The sequence below is a fragment of the Veillonella montpellierensis genome, assembly GCF_947090115.1.
Classification (GTDB): Bacteria; Bacillota; Negativicutes; order Veillonellales; family Veillonellaceae; genus Veillonella; species Veillonella montpellierensis.
Window position 1 is genome coordinate 150654 of sequence record NZ_CAMUMS010000002.1, and the last position, 16484, is coordinate 167137.

17 protein-coding genes are annotated in these 16484 nt (G+C 37.7%); all 17 read right to left on the bottom strand.

The window, feature by feature from the left end; translation table 11 throughout:
- Positions 1-14: 14 nt before the first annotated feature.
- The 17 genes from P6940_RS01760 to P6940_RS01840 all read right to left on the bottom strand — a co-directional run bounded on the left by P6940_RS01760 (position 15) and on the right by P6940_RS01840 (position 16484).
- Positions 15-3572 (bottom strand): phage tail protein, encoded by a 3558-nt coding sequence (locus P6940_RS01760; RefSeq protein ID WP_277293003.1) that lies wholly within the window; start codon positions 3570-3572, stop codon positions 15-17.
- Positions 3572-4033: an NlpC/P60 family protein gene (locus P6940_RS01765; RefSeq protein WP_277293004.1), complete on the bottom strand. Its 462-nt coding sequence runs from the start codon at positions 4031-4033 to the stop codon at positions 3572-3574. The genes P6940_RS01760 and P6940_RS01765 overlap by 1 nt, the downstream gene beginning before the upstream one ends.
- The gene (locus P6940_RS01770) at positions 4030-4881 is read right to left on the bottom strand and encodes a DUF2163 domain-containing protein (protein ID WP_277293005.1); all 852 of its coding nucleotides are present in this window, start codon (positions 4879-4881) and stop codon (positions 4030-4032) included. The genes P6940_RS01765 and P6940_RS01770 overlap by 4 nt, the downstream gene beginning before the upstream one ends.
- On the bottom strand, positions 4878-5447 hold the full coding sequence (locus P6940_RS01775; protein ID WP_277293006.1) for a DUF2460 domain-containing protein: 570 nt from the start codon (positions 5445-5447) through the stop codon (positions 4878-4880). The genes P6940_RS01770 and P6940_RS01775 overlap by 4 nt, the downstream gene beginning before the upstream one ends.
- Positions 5447-8602, bottom strand: coding sequence for a tape measure protein (locus P6940_RS01780; protein WP_277293007.1), 3156 nt, complete (start codon positions 8600-8602; stop codon positions 5447-5449). The genes P6940_RS01775 and P6940_RS01780 overlap by 1 nt, the downstream gene beginning before the upstream one ends.
- Positions 8602-8859 carry a hypothetical protein gene (locus P6940_RS01785; protein WP_277293008.1) on the bottom strand — a complete coding sequence of 86 codons (258 nt, stop codon included), beginning with the start codon at positions 8857-8859 and terminating at the stop codon, positions 8602-8604. Before P6940_RS01785 ends, P6940_RS01780 begins: the two co-directional genes overlap by 1 nt.
- A 77-nt stretch (positions 8860-8936) precedes the next feature.
- Positions 8937-9329 carry a hypothetical protein gene (locus P6940_RS01790; protein WP_277293009.1) on the bottom strand — a complete coding sequence of 131 codons (393 nt, stop codon included), beginning with the start codon at positions 9327-9329 and terminating at the stop codon, positions 8937-8939.
- A gap of 12 nt (positions 9330-9341) precedes the next feature.
- On the bottom strand, positions 9342-9881 hold the full coding sequence (locus tag P6940_RS01795) for a phage tail tube protein (protein WP_277293010.1): 540 nt from the start codon (positions 9879-9881) through the stop codon (positions 9342-9344).
- Positions 9882-9902: 21 nt separating this feature from the next.
- Entirely contained in the window at positions 9903-10370 is a 468-nt protein-coding gene (locus P6940_RS01800; protein ID WP_277293011.1) for a hypothetical protein, read from the bottom strand.
- Positions 10371-10372: 2 nt separating this feature from the next.
- On the bottom strand, positions 10373-10798 hold the full coding sequence (locus P6940_RS01805; protein WP_277293012.1) for a hypothetical protein: 426 nt from the start codon (positions 10796-10798) through the stop codon (positions 10373-10375).
- Complete coding sequence (locus P6940_RS01810; RefSeq protein WP_277293013.1) at positions 10755-11219, bottom strand: hypothetical protein; 465 nt, start codon at positions 11217-11219, stop codon at positions 10755-10757. The genes P6940_RS01805 and P6940_RS01810 overlap by 44 nt, the downstream gene beginning before the upstream one ends.
- The gene (locus P6940_RS01815) at positions 11212-11442 is read right to left on the bottom strand and encodes a hypothetical protein (protein WP_277293014.1); all 231 of its coding nucleotides are present in this window, start codon (positions 11440-11442) and stop codon (positions 11212-11214) included. The genes P6940_RS01810 and P6940_RS01815 overlap by 8 nt, the downstream gene beginning before the upstream one ends.
- Before the next feature lie 11 nt (positions 11443-11453).
- The gene (locus P6940_RS01820; protein WP_277293015.1) at positions 11454-12413 is read right to left on the bottom strand and encodes a major capsid protein; all 960 of its coding nucleotides are present in this window, start codon (positions 12411-12413) and stop codon (positions 11454-11456) included.
- Positions 12414-12435: 22 nt separating this feature from the next.
- A complete protein-coding gene (locus P6940_RS01825; protein WP_277293016.1) occupies positions 12436-13101 on the bottom strand; it encodes a hypothetical protein in 666 nt (221 codons plus the stop codon).
- 302 nt (positions 13102-13403) lie between these two features.
- Positions 13404-13679: a hypothetical protein gene (locus P6940_RS01830; RefSeq protein WP_277293017.1), complete on the bottom strand. Its 276-nt coding sequence runs from the start codon at positions 13677-13679 to the stop codon at positions 13404-13406.
- A 1-nt stretch (position 13680) separates the two neighbouring features.
- Positions 13681-15081: a hypothetical protein gene (locus tag P6940_RS01835; protein ID WP_277293018.1), complete on the bottom strand. Its 1401-nt coding sequence runs from the start codon at positions 15079-15081 to the stop codon at positions 13681-13683.
- The gene (locus P6940_RS01840; RefSeq protein WP_277293019.1) at positions 15081-16484 is read right to left on the bottom strand and encodes a hypothetical protein; all 1404 of its coding nucleotides are present in this window, start codon (positions 16482-16484) and stop codon (positions 15081-15083) included. The genes P6940_RS01835 and P6940_RS01840 overlap by 1 nt, the downstream gene beginning before the upstream one ends.

A 16484-nucleotide genomic window follows, 5' to 3' on the forward strand; every position in this document is an offset into this window, starting at 1 on the left:
ATTCAATCCCAATTTTATTGTTCATCTGACCAATCTCCAATTCTTACTATGATATTACCTTTCTTGTCATATACTTCAATTAACGAACCGCTAAATTTAACCTTGCCATTCTTGGTTTCCGTGTCAAATGTGCCAAAGTCAGCTGATATCGCCGACAACGTACTAACATTTAACTTATCAGCAGTAATAGCTCCTGTTTGAATCATATTTTTTGTAATAACATTATTACCAATTTGTGTAGTCCCATCAATTTTAATCAACGAAGATTTAATCTTAATGCTATCCGGACTGGCGTTAATACTAGATATTAAATCGCCTTTTCCTACTTTTAATCCCAGTGCATTGTTTAATTGTGTAATAGCTGTAAACTCGCTTTTACTCGGATCGCCATTCAACTGATTAACAACACTTGTAATTGACTTTTCTGTCTGCGTAACTTTAGAAGACAAGGTATTGACTGTATTCGTTGCCGAATTAACCGAGGTTTGCATATTTGATACAGTTGATTGAACGCCATTAATAGAATGTTCTACATCCACAATTTTAGTGTCAATTCCATCTTGCTTTTTCGCTACATCTGCTACCGTTGTTTTTACTCCGTCAACACTTTCTTGTATTTTAGTTATCGTATTCTTATTGTCGTTTGTAGAAGTCACTAGCCGTGTAATTGCATTTGTATTTTGCAGTATTTGAGATTGTACATCTTGTTTGTTCGTAGCTACAGTAGTCTCTAGTCCGTTTAAATCTTTTTTTATCGGTGCAAGAAGTTTATTTACTGTAGTCGTTGGATCATAGTCTTTTAAATTAGATAACGTTTGCTGCAATGAATTGCTTAAATTATCCTCTGTAATTTTTACGTTCTTTAATACAGACGGGTCAATCGTCTTTGTAACTTGTGCTTGTGTATATAATGATTTACTGCCTTCGCCAAACAAATCAACATATGCCACCTCGACTTTATATATACCCACATCTCTAGTGAAATATAACGAATTACTGATTGTCTTATACGCTTCACCATCAATATATACTAATGCACTTTTACAAGTGTCAGGAACCGTATCAAATGACACTGAGAACCCGTCTAATGTTGTTCTAGTATACACACGTTTGGGCGGCTTGGGTTTTGGCACATTATACTCGACTTTTGCTGCTGTACCGTACCCCTTGAATGGATTATGAGCTATTACATAAATACTTCCTTTTCTTTCAACTAATTCTGGTTCAAATGATGTGCCACTTGTACGCCCCAATAATCCGTCTGTTATATCTGTGTAAGGATTTGTACGCACTTCATAATAGTCGACAGTAGCATTTTGAACCTCTGCCCAGCTTACTTTTATAACTGATTTAATAGAAATAGCTACATTATCAGGAGCGTTTGGTACTTCTGCTTTCATTTCAACCGCTATCGTCTTAATAACACCTTGCGAATAGTTTCTGAACTTATCACGTACAAGCAATTTAACTTCATAAATATGCCCTATTTCGCAGCCGCTAATAGCAATTTGACCATTCCCATCTCCACCAAATTGCCATTCTTCTGTGCCTTTTTCTCGATACCAACATTCGACTGTATCTAAATGTTCTAGTGATGGCACATTAAATTTAGCGATTACATCGAATGTAGATACGCCTTTACCTAGATCATAATACTTAGTAAATAATGTATAGTTAGATACATCAGGAATATAATACGGTTTAATGTCAAATTCATAGCTCTTTACATCTGCTAAATCCTGCGTTGCAGCTCCAAACATATTAATTGATGCGAATTTAACCCATATTTTCTTACCGATATCTTCTTTTTTGAATGGCACTTTTAATAACGCTTCATCTAACCTGAGAACGGTTGTGCCAACATCATGTCCGCTAGCCACTGTGTTATATTGTCCTCGAATGCATCCAGTTAATTTATATGTATTCTTATCAATCAACATGGCTTTTTCATAAGAGAAACACTCTCCTCCAAGCCAACATACTGTGTTGCCTCGTTCTGCATCAACAACTGTTCCTGATGATAAATTACCGGTAATCTTAACGACTAATTCTTTTTCATTCTCTGTACAAGCGGTTAACAACGTGCCGAATCGTGCTGTATTTGTTAATGTGCCAATCCGTTTATATGCAGTATTATTATCTGATACATATACATCAGCACCGCTCCAATTATTACTAGCTCCGCTACCGCCTACCCACACTTCCATGCCGGTGGCGGTTAAATCTGACGGAGCTTGTATAATAACAGGTACAGTATTGTCCGCCGGCTTGTTGTAATCGATAAATGGTCGTTCATTTTCATGCACCACATATTTAGCTGGTGTATATGCTCCGGGTGGTCGCCCTATTGCAGTAAGTACCAGCTCACCGTCGCTTGATTCTGTAACTGATGTAATGATAACGACTTGCTTCACTAACTGACACGATTCGTCTGTTAACGTTACTAGATCGCCTGGTTCTAATCTGCAAAATGCCCAATCTAATTTAAATGTATACTGTGTTTTACCATACAAATACTTCATAGCTAGTTGCTCTGCATAATATTGAGCTCTAGACTTTGTAAATAAATAATGTGCCGGTTTACATCTAGCAGGTTTCACGCCATGCTTTTGTATATCTGCTAACACATCAAATGTTACTGTCTCTTTCTCATAGCCGTTAGCTCGATTAATAAATTCTACTGTAGCTTGATTGTACGTTTCAGCTGTGTCTTTGCGTTTAAAAATAATCAATTCTCCGTTACTGTTGGGAATAAAATCATCTACGGTAAGATCATATTGAACTTCTAAATTAGGGTCCCATTGGCCGATTGCTGTATCTGCCAACGGTACTATTTTTAATGAATCGTTTGACCAGAACAAATACGAATTAGTAATATCAGCAATTTCATTAATGATTGTTTGTGCTTTTTTGCCATTGCTATCCGGTGGTGTCGATATTAATATATCAGCTTCACGACAATACGTTCTGTAATTATTTAATCCTACAATGTTAGCATTATCAATGCCTATGCTTTTCAATATATGAACAATGTAATCAGCTGGATTCACGTCGATACCGTCGCCAGAATCTAGCAATTTTCCTCGCACTTCAAAATTAAAATTCGGTAACGCACCGCTATCACCTAAATCAACAACACCGGCCATATACGCAAGGCCACTATAAGGTAACGCCTTATCAGGGTGTTTGCCAATAACATATGGCCACGGTGATTGTCCGTAAGAACCATCAAACAAGGTTAGCTCGATATTATCATGTGGGTATGTATAAATTTCTTTATTTCTCCACACTTTACCAACGCCCTCGATAGGTCCTTCACATAAACCAATAGCAGCTGCTACAGTATATGTATAAGTAATTGATGTATGCTTAGAGCCACCGCCCTTGCCGGTTCGTTGTGTATAACTATGTTCATGAGCGGTGAAATCATCCCAGTAAATCACATTCCCGCTAACTCTTGTAGTGCCTAATATTTCAGGCACAATCTCACCATAGGATGCACTATTAATTTGAAAGTCCCCTATCATATCAGATCGAGTTGTGGTAGAGTGGCCACCAAAAAAGAATCCCATTATGCACCCCTCCTGACTTTCATAGCATTATAACGCCATGCTCCTCTAAATCTGCTAGTATGTGTACGATCATAAAACATGACATCATGAACAGTAGATAAGATAACACCTTGACCGACATATGCATGAATTACCATATCATCACCTATATAAATCGCACCATGACTGATACATCGCCCATATTGATATAACATAAAATCCCCTACTTGTGGCGGTCCTTCTACTTTATCAGCATATTGCATGACACGATGTAAAAACTTCTCTTCTGAACGATGTAAATGCCACTCATTAGAATACTGTTCGATAACGACATCTTCCACTTGAATTAGTCCTGCATCGATAACAGCTCCTACTAGCAAATGAGCACAATCTACGCCAACACCTTTTATCATTGCATTACTTTCATAGGGAGTACCCAACCAAGTTTTAGCAGCATTAGCAATTTTTACCCCGTTATTCATCGTATTGTCTCCTTTAGTGGCACATATGGTGTCGCTCGATTTCGACTAAAGTTATTAAATTTATGCTTACAAGTATCCGGAGTTTTATCGCAACCAGGATATATATATGCTTCATCACCTACTGATACAGAATGATTGAGTGGACTAATAAAAGTAATTCTATTATCTTCGCTGCTTATAATTTGCGTATTTTGCCCGACTAACGGTCCTGTCAACCATTCAATCCCACCTGCGTTAAAATAGTCATCAGCAAACTCTGTATTGAAAGTAACTGTATTTGTTGAATGTACGTTAAGTACATGAACCCTACGTTTATACTTATTAATATCAATACCGCACTCTTTCCCATACACTGTATAAGGGCACTGAGGGTAATATCTCTTACATGGCCATTCTGTTGTCAATTTTTGCACTATCGATTTAGCATTAATTTTTAAAGACAGACCGCCTCCGCTACTCACTTCTACAAGACCGGTGAACAAGTCAATCGAATCTACTACTTTTCCATCTTTAGAAAAGAACGCTCTGCTTAGCTGTAATTTAGCATTATCTAATCCACCATTATGTGCAACTGCCATAATCGGTGTATCTTCGATAGTATCTCGTTTATCGCAAGAAACTGTTACTGTTAATTTATCAACGCTAATATCTGATGATGTACTAATCTTATTTCTTGTAATAATCGGACCATTTCCTTTATACGTATGCCCTTTGTGATATACGTTAATATCTGTATCGGCCCAATAGTATACTAGCCCACTTTGCAATGTTAATTCATACAAATCACAACTCATAAATTCATTTGAATTAGAAAGGAGTGTTGCTAATTCATCACTTACTTGTTTCATCGTACCGTCACCAACTTCATCGATTTTGATTTATAAATATTGTTATATTTTAGTTCTGCAGTAAATTCACCATTCAATCTGACTTTCCAATAATATGTATAATCCGCGGTAATTACTGCATTGTCATTGACTTCATCTTTTGTAGTCAATACCCCTTTGTTATTATCAACATGTTGTAATGGCTTTCCATCTGCATATAATACTATATCCTCAATATATTCAACCGGTTCTATATAATCGCCCATTTTGCGAATAGCATTCCACTGACGGTCAATCCCTTTTCCTAATACAATTCCTTGCTCGTGATTATCTTCTGGATCAAGCCATAAGAATGGTTCTGTACCACCTTTGGTTGATGCAAAAAATCCCATAATCGTTCTATATTGTTGCGTATTTAAAATAGCAAACGATGTAGTAATTGTATAACGAGGATACCGCCATGTTGTCATAGTCCTAACTTTTCCCGACCCACTTGTCTTGACTTTCGTATCCCACGATTGCGACTTGCTAGAGTTCCAATCGAGGGAATTAATGCTAGGGAATTTCTTTATGCCTGAAAAACTCATCACCAAGTCCCCCGTTCTGTTGCAAACTCACGATTTTCATCTCTAAAAAATTGTTTTATTTTATCGCCAGCTCCTGATGATAGCCAGTTTTCAAACGAATGTGCATCCATTGTGCTTACATGAATCGTTACATCACCTGCACTACCTCCACCGGCTTTATTAATGCCTTGGCCAATTTGAGTAAATACCGATTCACTTAAAGGAACAACCGCCTCCGGATATCGACCTTCGCCAATTTCAGCAAATGTTCTACCGTAAGCTAATCCACCTGATGCCATTTTAGGTAATTTATTAGATCCAATAACGCCTGTAAAATCACGATTAAATAAACCGCCTGATAACGCACTTTGCATTTGTCCGGAAGCAGTAGCTGATGTATAAGCGGCCATACCTGCTGTTGCACTCGCTCCGAATGTGGCCATTGCCATCTGTTGTGCTAATTGTGTCCATGCTGGTAATTGTGCTTGTGCTGCTGCAATGCTAGTCGCTGTCTGTTGTGCTTGTAACGTTTTACCTAGTATCATTTGCTTTAGTTGTGCAGCTGCCCATTGTGCGACATAATCCATGACTGATTTAATCATTGCTTTACCCAAATTCTGTAATGCTTGCGTTAATGTTGTTGTACCTTGCAACAATCCGCTAATGCTATTTTTTAACGAATCAACGCCCGACATAAGCGAGTTATTCATTAATTCATCAAGAGAGAAATAAGCCTCTTTCACCGATTCAATATATTGGTCCATCAGTTCTTTCTTCATCTCATATGCATTTTGATGTTCGATGTATTCTTGACTTAATGCAGCTTGTAAAGCTTCAAAATTTTGTGTCCGTAACGCTTCTTGAATAGCATATTCTGTTTCAGCTCCATTTAATACTAACTCTTGTCGCTTTTTGTTAAATAATTCTAACTGTGCCAACTCTTCTTGACGTTTACGCTCTGAATAATCAAGCGTGCCATCTTCTAAAATTTCATACGCAATCTTTCGCTCTTGTAACGATGCAATATAAACTTGTTTATCGCGATCTGTCATTTCTGCAAAGTCATCACTCATTTTTTGGTAACGATCTGTAATTTCACGCATAGCTTCCGCATGTTCTTGATTTAACTTTTCAAATGGTGAAACCGAACCAGTAGAATCTTTAGTGGCAACTGTGATAGTAAAAGCAGCATCCATATCGCGAATACTATTTTTAATCTCACGAATCCTTTTTGCTTCTTCATGTAATGCTTGTTCTCGCTTTTTAGCATACATTTCATTCAACATGTTTAAATCATTGTTGTAATTAGCATTTTGAGCTTTTGATTTTTCTAATTCTTCTAGTTCTTTCTTCCGCCATGCTTCTACTTCGTCAACTTTAGTGCCGAACATTTGACGGTAAGAATCTTCTATTTGTTCGTGGGCTCGTTTTGCTTCTTCAACGCTTTGTTGTAATGATGAGCCACCATCTCCGCCACTGCCACCACTAGAGCCACCTGAACCGCCAGAACCGCCTGAGCCACCGTCGCCACCACCTATAGAAGTATCGTCCATAGTGCCGCCCATAAACGCATTTGCTACAGTGCCGATAGTGTCTGCCGATGCATTTGCAAAATTCTCAGCTGCTTCTCCTGATATTTCACCAATCGCACTAAATTTCCCTATGTCAACATTCAATACTTTACTAATAACGCCACTAATACTGTTTAATGCACTTGTTAATCGATTGATACCTCGTATAATTACATTAATTGCCCATGTAACTGTATGAACAATGCTATGCCAAATGGCACTCATTGTTGATCCAAAACCTTCCGCTGCAACCTTAGGCCCAATAAATGCAGTTGCTAATGCAGCTAACAAGCCAATAACAATTCCTATCGGGTTTGCTTTTAGTACCATATTGAAAGCCTTTGTAGCAATTGTTGTTAAACTGATACTACCACGTAACGCCATCATTACACCTCTAGCAAATGCCATGGCTGTAGATGCTGTACCCATTGCAATTGCACCAGCAATGACTCTCGCTCTAAATGCCGTCATGACGGTGTTACACAATGCCACAGCTCCTTGATATCCCCTAATAGCAGCAGCAACTGCCATCGTTGCGACTTTCTGCACCGTCAAACTAGATGAAAATGCCAGTGACGCAATTCTCACGCCGGCAAAATACCCCATCAAACCTACCACCAATGTTCCATAAGTTCTAATGGCAATCGACGGTGCTGTGAATATGCCTTTCCAAGTGTTAGCTGATGTTGTTATTACTGAAGTAAGCCCACTGAATGCCCCTTTTACAATTGCAATAGCACCTTTGGCAACAATAGCCATAACTTGTATAGATACGATAATACCATCTAGCACGCTCTTAAATTCTTCACTCGCTGTCATAGATGAGATTTCTTCTAATACAGGTTGAAACGCTTGAAACATTGCATTTGATAATTGTTGCCCTACTTCTTGGAATGTCATAGGCATTTCAGCAAACTTAGCATTGGTTTCATCTGCACTATTAAATAAAGCCTCTTTGATAACATCTGCTGTAATTTTGCCCTCTGATCCGAGCTGTTTTAACTCACCAATCGATACGCCCATTTCTTTAGCAATCGCTTGTCCGAGCATTGGTGCATTTTCCATGACGGATCTAAATTCATCACCTTGTAATCGACCGCTCGCCATAGCTTGTGTTAACTGTAACATAGCAGCGGATACTTCCGTTACACTAGCACCCGATAATTTAAACTGCTTATTCAATTGTTCTACAAACTGAATGGCTTCGTCATTTGATGAAAAGCTATCTTTGGCCAACATATTTAATTTAGCAACACTATCCAGCATATCAATATACGAACCGCGAGAACGTTCGGCAGCTTGATATACTTTATCCATAATTTCAGCTGTTGTTTGCGTTCCATCATTAATGATGTTGATTCTAGCTTTCATAGATGTAAACGTATCACTAACAGCCGTTACTTTAGCTCCTAAATCTAATACTTCACGCCCTACTAAGCCAACGGCACCTACTAACCCAGCAATAGGAATCGCATTAAACGCTTTAGATACGATAGACCCCATACGTTTACCAAATACATTTTCTGCTTTTTGGCCAACTTCTGTTATCGCCTCTTTTGCACTTTCACTATTACCGCTTATCAGTACTTTTATCTCTTCACGCATTACATATCACCTCCTGCTGCGGTCCATTCTTGAATAAATAACTCTTCCTCACGTTTTTTGTCTGCATACGTAGTAGGATGAAACATTTCTACAACATCTTGTACTTTAATATGATGATCCTTTGTAAGCTGTACATTCGTTATCATGCATGCATAATAAGCGTCTTTTACATCCTGCTTTTTAGTCGCCATAGTATGCCCTTCTACTAAATCAGCAAAATCAAACGGTACTAATTCATCTAATTCTCTAGGTGTCATATGTAAATAGCCGTAACAAATAGGTTTAACTCTTTCTATCCATTCAAATATAGAAAGGGGAGCATTCGCTCCCCCGTCTAGTTTTTTGACTCTAATTCCTCGTCAATAAGCTTTTTCTTCACTGTTTGAGTGGCTTCTTTTGGGAATAACTTATAATACATATTCTTTCCTAAAATGCCACTGGCAACTAACACTTTATAAGCGGTTTGCATAATATCACCTATGCTATACGTTTCATTTTCAATAAGTTCTTGCAACTTTTCTTCATAAAATTCACTAGTACGCAAGCCATTGTCAATATGCTGCATTCCGATAGTATATACCTGAATCATATCTGATAACGACATTTGCGTATTAGACATAAGCTGTATAAGTGGTTTACCGATTGCCAATTCTAACTCTGCTAATCGTTTAACATTAAAATAAATCGTTTCATTTTTCCCAAAATAATTACAAGATAATACTTTCATATAATTTCCTTTCTATGGACGCTTTAATTCAGACAAAGGACCGACACCGTTTAATGAGCCTTTATAAGTGGCCACATCATCATGTGGTGCTTCAATCGATAATTCTGTTACAGAAGCCCATCCAGTTACATAAGATTTGTCAGGATATTCAAATTTCAAATGTACTTGTTGATCATCTAAAAATGCTTGATTAAGTACAGCTAAGCCTTCATCATTTGGCATAATCAATGTATCAACATCAATGCTCCACTCTTTTAAGCCTTGCAACGTTGATTTCCATCCACCAGAACCTTTATGTGAAGCGTCAATGCTATCAGCTTTACGTGATAACGAACCACCTCGCTGACCGCCTACTAATAGCCATTGAGCTCCTGTTGTTTCATCTGTTCCAGTGTTAATATAAATAAAATAATTCTTACCCACTGTAGGCATTACTTTTGCCTTAGTTGGTGCTAATGCTTTTTTCTTCCCTTGATTTTGATCCATAGTTGTTTCTCCTTTCAATCGTTCTTTGTCTTCTCTATCATTTTTTAGGAGTTCTTCTTCAGTCATATATTTACACTCTTTCTATCATCAATATATATCGATATCATCAACTAATGAATATAATTTACATCTAATAGTATACTGACTGCCTACCAAAGGCCGTATGCTGTCTAAATCGCCGACTTTACGTTCTACAACTATATCCATAAGTTGATATCTATCGTTAAGTACACAATATTGTTCATTAAGGCTTGTAACAGCCTCTCTAACAACAGTAAATGCCTTATCAATACTTTCTTCTAATTTTGTTAACAATTTATAGCCATTTTCCAAATTCGGACTATCTTCACGCACCCAAGCTTCAAGATACACCGTTACATCTGACATTTTTGTATCTTTCGCTTCAGCCATATATTCATCACCACGTATCAATAAGACGTTTCCATTACTGCCTACATCTAAATGTTCCGGTGGAATAGCACCGAGGGATACTTCAATAGTACTATCCATTTCAGTGATAGCTCGCTCGAGAAGTGTTAGCACATAATACCACATATTTACCCCCTATATAACCGCACAGTCCGATAATTATCACGAATACCACTTGTTGTATCTCCCGTTATGTCTTCCGCTGTTAACATGGCCTCTAACTGTTTAATTCGCATGTCATATGTTTTTAATTTGTTCGTGTAGTGATCATCTCTTTGTTGCCCACGGTACGGCGTTCCGATAGAGCCATATCCTTTTTTTACGCACACTTCTCTATATGCATACATAGCTAATAACTCACGAACAACAAATGAATATGTAATAGCCTCTTTTTCAACGCCCAATCGATTCGCAAAATAAAATAACCATTCATACGCCTTTTGCATGATATCTTCAGACACTTCACGACCGACGAGCTCATCTCCTAGCCGTATCGTTTCATATATTTCTTTATTTAAATCGAATGGTATAGCTATATTCTTTACTGTGCTCATTGTCAATCACCTCTTTCAATGCCGTTCTTGTATATCGAGCAAAGATGTTACGAATTGTATCTCGCTTACTTTTTAATGCCTTATAAAGAAACGGATCCGATTTTGTACCCGGATGATGTACTCGTTTCGCAAAGTGAAACGCACTACCGCCTTGTGCAACCCACCTCAATGCGTTCTTGTTCTTCGGAAAGATCTCATGAGCCATCGTTCCTTGGTGAACGAATGGCCCATGAGGTGCGGATTGCGAGTCAATATAAACGATACCACTATTTTCATTAAACTTTACGTCAATTGAACGTTCTAATTGTCCAGTGCGACTTGTAAATCTATGATTCATTTGTGCTTCGTCTTGCACCTCAATAGTACTTGCTTTAATCGCTTGACGTATCCGTCTTTGAAATATTGCGTTGCCGTTACTCATTGCCCTCATCTACTTCTTTCAACGTGTCCGCTGTTGTACTATCAGATGGTTTTTCTTTTGCTTTATTTGCACTTTTAGTTTTTTCATCGCATTCTACAATATAGCCACGTTCTTCAAACCATTCTAATAAATTATCATTGTCTGTTTCTGCTACACCGTCAACGAATTCTACAGATGCAGAAATTCCGTTGTAATTTTCTAATGGTGCATATACTTTAGCCATGAGTTCCCCCCTTACTTAACTTTGATGTTACGCAATACACCAGCAGATTTAGTCGCTTTCAATGCAACACCTGCTACCATTTCAACCTCGCCACGTTTTACTGCTCCAGCTGTGCTAAAATCAGGTAACCATGTTCTAACGGGTGATTGTCCAGTCATAGAGATACCGTGGAATCCATCCAAACCAAAACGTACTGCATATAAAGATGTAGTGCCATCTTCCGCTTTTGTAGATACAACATCTTCATTAGTGCCCGCTTTTGCTCCTAAATTGATTAATGGAATACCATCATAAGTAGATACTTGACGACCAAATGCGTCTTGCGTTTGAGTATACATAGATGTACGACGTGCTACGGCTTTAATTTTGTTAATTAATTTAGAGTTGCCCATTAATGCACCAGGGCGACCATCTAATGCAGATAAGAATTCATCTAATTGATCCAAGAATTTAATAGCATTCTCTGTTACTTTGTCAGATGTAGATAAATCAATCGCCTGTCCTGTTGCGTTGATTTCGGTAGATGAGCCTTTTAACGCTTTCTCTAAACCGTCAAATGCATGCGTTCCTAATGCAACATCGCCATTGATAACCGTGTCATTAAATAATGCAGATGCAGCCTTGATTTTTTGTTGAAGTTGTAACTGTACTTCATCAACAATACCACCCATGTCAGCAATAATACGGTCGATTTCAAATGATCCGCCAAACACTGCTAAATCTGCTGTAAATTTTTGACGGGTTACTTCTTGTGGTGTATATTCGTGATTAATTTCACGGAATTCAGCTGTCGGTTGAGTTAATAAACGTGTATACGCATATGTTAACGCTGCTCCACCGCCAGTAGGCGATACAACATCATCAAACGTTAATGTATCCCAAAAAAAATTAGATTTTCTAAACTCATCAATAACTCCAATTTGCAAATCATCTTGTACATTTTTCTTTGCTTCAGCTAATGTTACTGCCATGTTTGTTCTCCTTTTTAATTAATTACTCTTTAACACCGATTGCGTTTGCAATTGACGCTCTTAATCCGATAGGCTGTCCACCGTCATTATTTTCTCGATTATGGCCACTGCCTGCTCTTTGCGTGCTTTTAACAGCCCACGCATTGCCATCAAGCCATGTTTTTGCACCCTCGGCGATAGAATGTGCATTTCCTTTATCATCTGTATAAGAATATGCTCCATCATCTCCTACTGTTACTTTTGAAATCAATAACGGTGCTAATGTGTTCGGATCTACTGCGTTATGTTCACTCAATGCATTTACAACTTGTGTCATAATTTCGGACTGCACACGTTTATTTAACTCTTCTTGTCTTGCTTTCTCTGCATCTTCATATTGTTGTTGCAGCGTCTTTAAGTCAGCTTGTAACTTAGCAATGTCTGCACCACTGTTAGCTCCAGCAGATGTAAAGCCTTCTAGCTTGTTTTTTAAATCATTTTGCTTTTCCGTCAATTCTTTGACTTTGTCTTTTTCATCTTTCAAAGATTGTAATTGAGTGTTAAATCGTGTTTTACTTACATAATTTTTGCCATAATCTGCAACGACTGCCTCCGCTTGTTCATCAGTTAAACCTAACGCTTTCAATTCTTCTTTTGTCATGTCTTGACTCCTTTCTTTTTCCCGATTCGCTTGTTTTTCGTCAGCCACACCTGACGCTTACAGTCTTGTTCTTTTTCGCCTGCAATACTAAAAAGGCAATATAAAAAGCCCTGCACTAGGTACAAGGCTTTGTTATTAAATTATTTACTACACAAAATAGATAGAATCAAACACACAATAAGTATAAATATGATGATTCCCACTATAATCATTGGCAACCATAAAAACCACAATGGCAGCTGCAACTCAAATATCCTGTTAATGATTAAAAATAATACCTGTAGTAATAGTAACTTCATAACACTTACTCCTAACTGTGTATAAAAAAACCACCTACCTAAGTAAGTGGTTTAAATGTTATTTTTTGCAATCCACGTTCCAAAATCAACATGAGTGTAATCTTCAATTGCCTTCTTTAGGCTATTATTCTCGTCATCCTCAATGATTTCCCATACACCTTGTGCCTCACTGTTTAAATCCCTCGGAGTAAGAATATCGTATAAATAATCCTCTTCTGAATCATCAATAATTCGCAAGAAAGGATGCTCAATAGCAACACACTCATAAATCTTGTTATTGGTTAAGCTATCAACTCCAAATGATTCGCCTTTATATCTAACCTTCATGCTATTTTCTCCTTTCTTTTTTGGACTTAATTTTAAACTCTATAGGGCCTGTATCTTTATGATAATACCAATAAATATCAAAAATATATTTATTTGATGGAATTATCCCCACCAACTTACTCCATCCAATAGCATTAGTATTATACTTTTCACCCAATCGAACAGAGGTTCGTAAATCCTTATCACTACCCAACCCTGCAATAATTCGTTTTGGTTTCACTATTGTACCTAGAGGAATAAATTCAAATTTACTAATAGCTAAGCGTTTATCTGTCGCTACTTCTGAATTCATAATAACATTTACATCTATCTTAGGCAAGCGACTTTCTAATACTTTTCCACTATATCCTCTAGCCTTTTGTGTCCACGACGTCCCTTCTTCTACAGCTTTAGCTCCATGCACACCAAATAATCGTTCACGCTTATGATTAGTAATACCATCTAAATATTCTCGACCGCCCTCTTCAATGCGTTCTTTCGGCACTTCATTTTTTAAGCTGCCTTTTACTATTGGCTTTAGATGGCACATACAATTAGGATGTACCGGTAGCAAAGGGACTTTATCCTTTGGGAACACTCCTTTTCCCATACCGTATAAGTCTGCATTGGCATAAAAGTCGCAAATATCAAACACTGGATGTCTACTGCCCAACTTCCACTGAAAAGCGACTATGTCATCATCATCTATGCATCTAGATACTTGACCATCAGCATATGCCCTAGCTATCTCAGTGCGTGCAATTCGTTCAGCATTGTACCTTGTCTTTTCTTCTGTAGCAATCTCTATCGCCTTATCTAGTTTTTCTTGATTGTCATTATTTACAGCGTTTATAACTTCGTTATATGCAGCTCTAATACCTGCAGTTGTTCTCTTACTTACTTGCCTATGCACATTGCGTAATAACTTTCGCTTTTTATCAGCACTCATGCTAATCGGAATTTGAGCAACTTCTTTCATAAATTTTGGTAGCTCAGCAGTATCAATCACACCTCGATTCAATAATTCGCTTGCTATCTTTTTATTCGTATTACCTTTACCAATAGTCGCCTTGAGTATGTCCGCTACTTCTTTGCGTACCGCTTGCCCTCTTTTATGTAGTCTTGTAGATAGATTCAAATTATCTTTCGACCACGCTCGTTGCATAGCAGTAGATATGGCCTCACTCGAATATGGTATATCTCTAGTATCGACACCTACCTCAACGCTTGCATTCATATATCCGCTTATGAAAGACTTTATCATATCATCAACGATTGATTCTTTCATGCCGTCAATAACGGGATACCGTTTATACGCTTCTTCTATTGCTCTATTTACATCAAAACCTTGATCTAATAAATGACGAACAACGCTTTTAAAACCACTAATTAAAGTGTCTATCTTTTGACTCGTATTGTCCATTATTCATCTCCACTTAATGCTTGCAGCATACTATCATGATTTAATAAGTCGCTGTATTGCGTATCCTGTTTTGCTTGTGATGTGCTTTCCTCAACTTCTTTGACAATAGTATCGTAAATGTCAGGCATGATATTCGGCATATACGCTTCTAACACTTTCTTAGCAACTTCTACTGTAAAAGCGTTAGAACCAAGATTTAAATCGATAGCAGATTGTGCTTGCCCTAATGATTCTGTTACATCATTAATGCTAAAATCACGTGGATATTCACAAGTAAAATCTGTTGTTTCTCCAGTCCATAATTCGAATAACTGAACTATTCTGCGTTCAGCACTTTCGCATTGAACAGCAAAATCTGCTAGCCGTTGATTAATTCTTTGAAAATCCCACTGCTTAGCAACACCACTTTTTGACGCTTGCACACCTACAACACTATCCATGCCACTCATTCTGTATATTTCTTGAATGTGTCTATCCATTTGATTAGTTAACATATTAGCCGGTGAAGCATCGGGCGATATAAATGCTGGTGCCTTATTACTTTCAGACGGATATACTAATAAGTTATCTGTGCCAATCGTCAAATTATCCGTCATATTTCCATCATCGGGGAATGTTAGAATACTAAATGCTTGATCCACCAACAACTGCGTATGCCATGAACATAATTGATAGAGTGAATAATTCGTCTGTGCAATACTGATAAATTCGCTTGGAGGTTTAATGATATTGGGCGGTGTAGCACGTCCAAACCATTGAACAATTGGCACTACACCTAGCCCATGTACACCTTGATGTATGACGTCATCATCATTAATTGCTAGTGTTTTATGTGTTGACCACGTATCTCTGTCCCATTTGTGATAGATGTACTGCTTACCACTTTCTGTAAACTCTCCCACTTGCTTGAATACAAATTCAATAATTTCTCCATTCTCGTCTAACTTCCAAGACACTACATCATTTGGAAATATCTCTGTTACAAATGGATAATTCCCACTTTCGATATCTTCTTGTCTAGTAGTTGCTACATTCTCTATGTTATTGACTAGTATATAAGCGACGCCATACAACTTAGCCGCAACTGCAACACGTCTCATATATTCTTGCAATCTTGTTCCTGCGTGGTCTGCATTTTCAAGAAATAATTTAAACAGTGCGTTCTCGCTATATTCACGTTTAATCTCATCTTTAAATATCGGATCTACAGTAGCATCTACAACGGGACGTGTATAATTCCAGTAATACGCTAATGATTGACGTTTAATGTAATTTTCTAAACTCTCTCTTGCGTGCTTTTGTATCCCATTGCCATAGCTGAATATACCATTACCGTGGTAGGCATCTCGCAGTAATGTATATTCATCTATTTTTACCGTTTGTTTGTATACTCTATCTGCCAC

What these genes read in the sequence shown, in the direction of transcription:
- P6940_RS01760 (WP_277293003.1), bottom strand. Translation starts at nt 3,572, where the DNA reads ATGGGATTCTTTTTTGGTGGCCACTCTACCACAACTCGATCTGATATG.
- P6940_RS01765 (WP_277293004.1), bottom strand. Translation starts at nt 4,033, where the DNA reads ATGAATAACGGGGTAAAAATTGCTAATGCTGCTAAAACTTGGTTGGGT.
- P6940_RS01770 (WP_277293005.1), bottom strand. Translation starts at nt 4,881, where the DNA reads ATGAAACAAGTAAGTGATGAATTAGCAACACTCCTTTCTAATTCAAAT.
- P6940_RS01775 (WP_277293006.1), bottom strand. Translation starts at nt 5,447, where the DNA reads ATGAGTTTTTCAGGCATAAAGAAATTCCCTAGCATTAATTCCCTCGAT.
- P6940_RS01780 (WP_277293007.1), bottom strand. Translation starts at nt 8,602, where the DNA reads ATGCGTGAAGAGATAAAAGTACTGATAAGCGGTAATAGTGAAAGTGCA.
- P6940_RS01785 (WP_277293008.1), bottom strand. Translation starts at nt 8,859, where the DNA reads ATGACACCTAGAGAATTAGATGAATTAGTACCGTTTGATTTTGCTGAT.
- P6940_RS01790 (WP_277293009.1), bottom strand. Translation starts at nt 9,329, where the DNA reads ATGAAAGTATTATCTTGTAATTATTTTGGGAAAAATGAAACGATTTAT.
- P6940_RS01795 (WP_277293010.1), bottom strand. Translation starts at nt 9,881, where the DNA reads ATGACTGAAGAAGAACTCCTAAAAAATGATAGAGAAGACAAAGAACGA.
- P6940_RS01800 (WP_277293011.1), bottom strand. Translation starts at nt 10,370, where the DNA reads ATGTGGTATTATGTGCTAACACTTCTCGAGCGAGCTATCACTGAAATG.
- P6940_RS01805 (WP_277293012.1), bottom strand. Translation starts at nt 10,798, where the DNA reads ATGAGCACAGTAAAGAATATAGCTATACCATTCGATTTAAATAAAGAA.
- P6940_RS01810 (WP_277293013.1), bottom strand. Translation starts at nt 11,219, where the DNA reads ATGAGTAACGGCAACGCAATATTTCAAAGACGGATACGTCAAGCGATT.
- P6940_RS01815 (WP_277293014.1), bottom strand. Translation starts at nt 11,442, where the DNA reads ATGGCTAAAGTATATGCACCATTAGAAAATTACAACGGAATTTCTGCA.
- P6940_RS01820 (WP_277293015.1), bottom strand. Translation starts at nt 12,413, where the DNA reads ATGGCAGTAACATTAGCTGAAGCAAAGAAAAATGTACAAGATGATTTG.
- P6940_RS01830 (WP_277293017.1), bottom strand. Translation starts at nt 13,679, where the DNA reads ATGAAGGTTAGATATAAAGGCGAATCATTTGGAGTTGATAGCTTAACC.
- P6940_RS01835 (WP_277293018.1), bottom strand. Translation starts at nt 15,081, where the DNA reads ATGGACAATACGAGTCAAAAGATAGACACTTTAATTAGTGGTTTTAAA.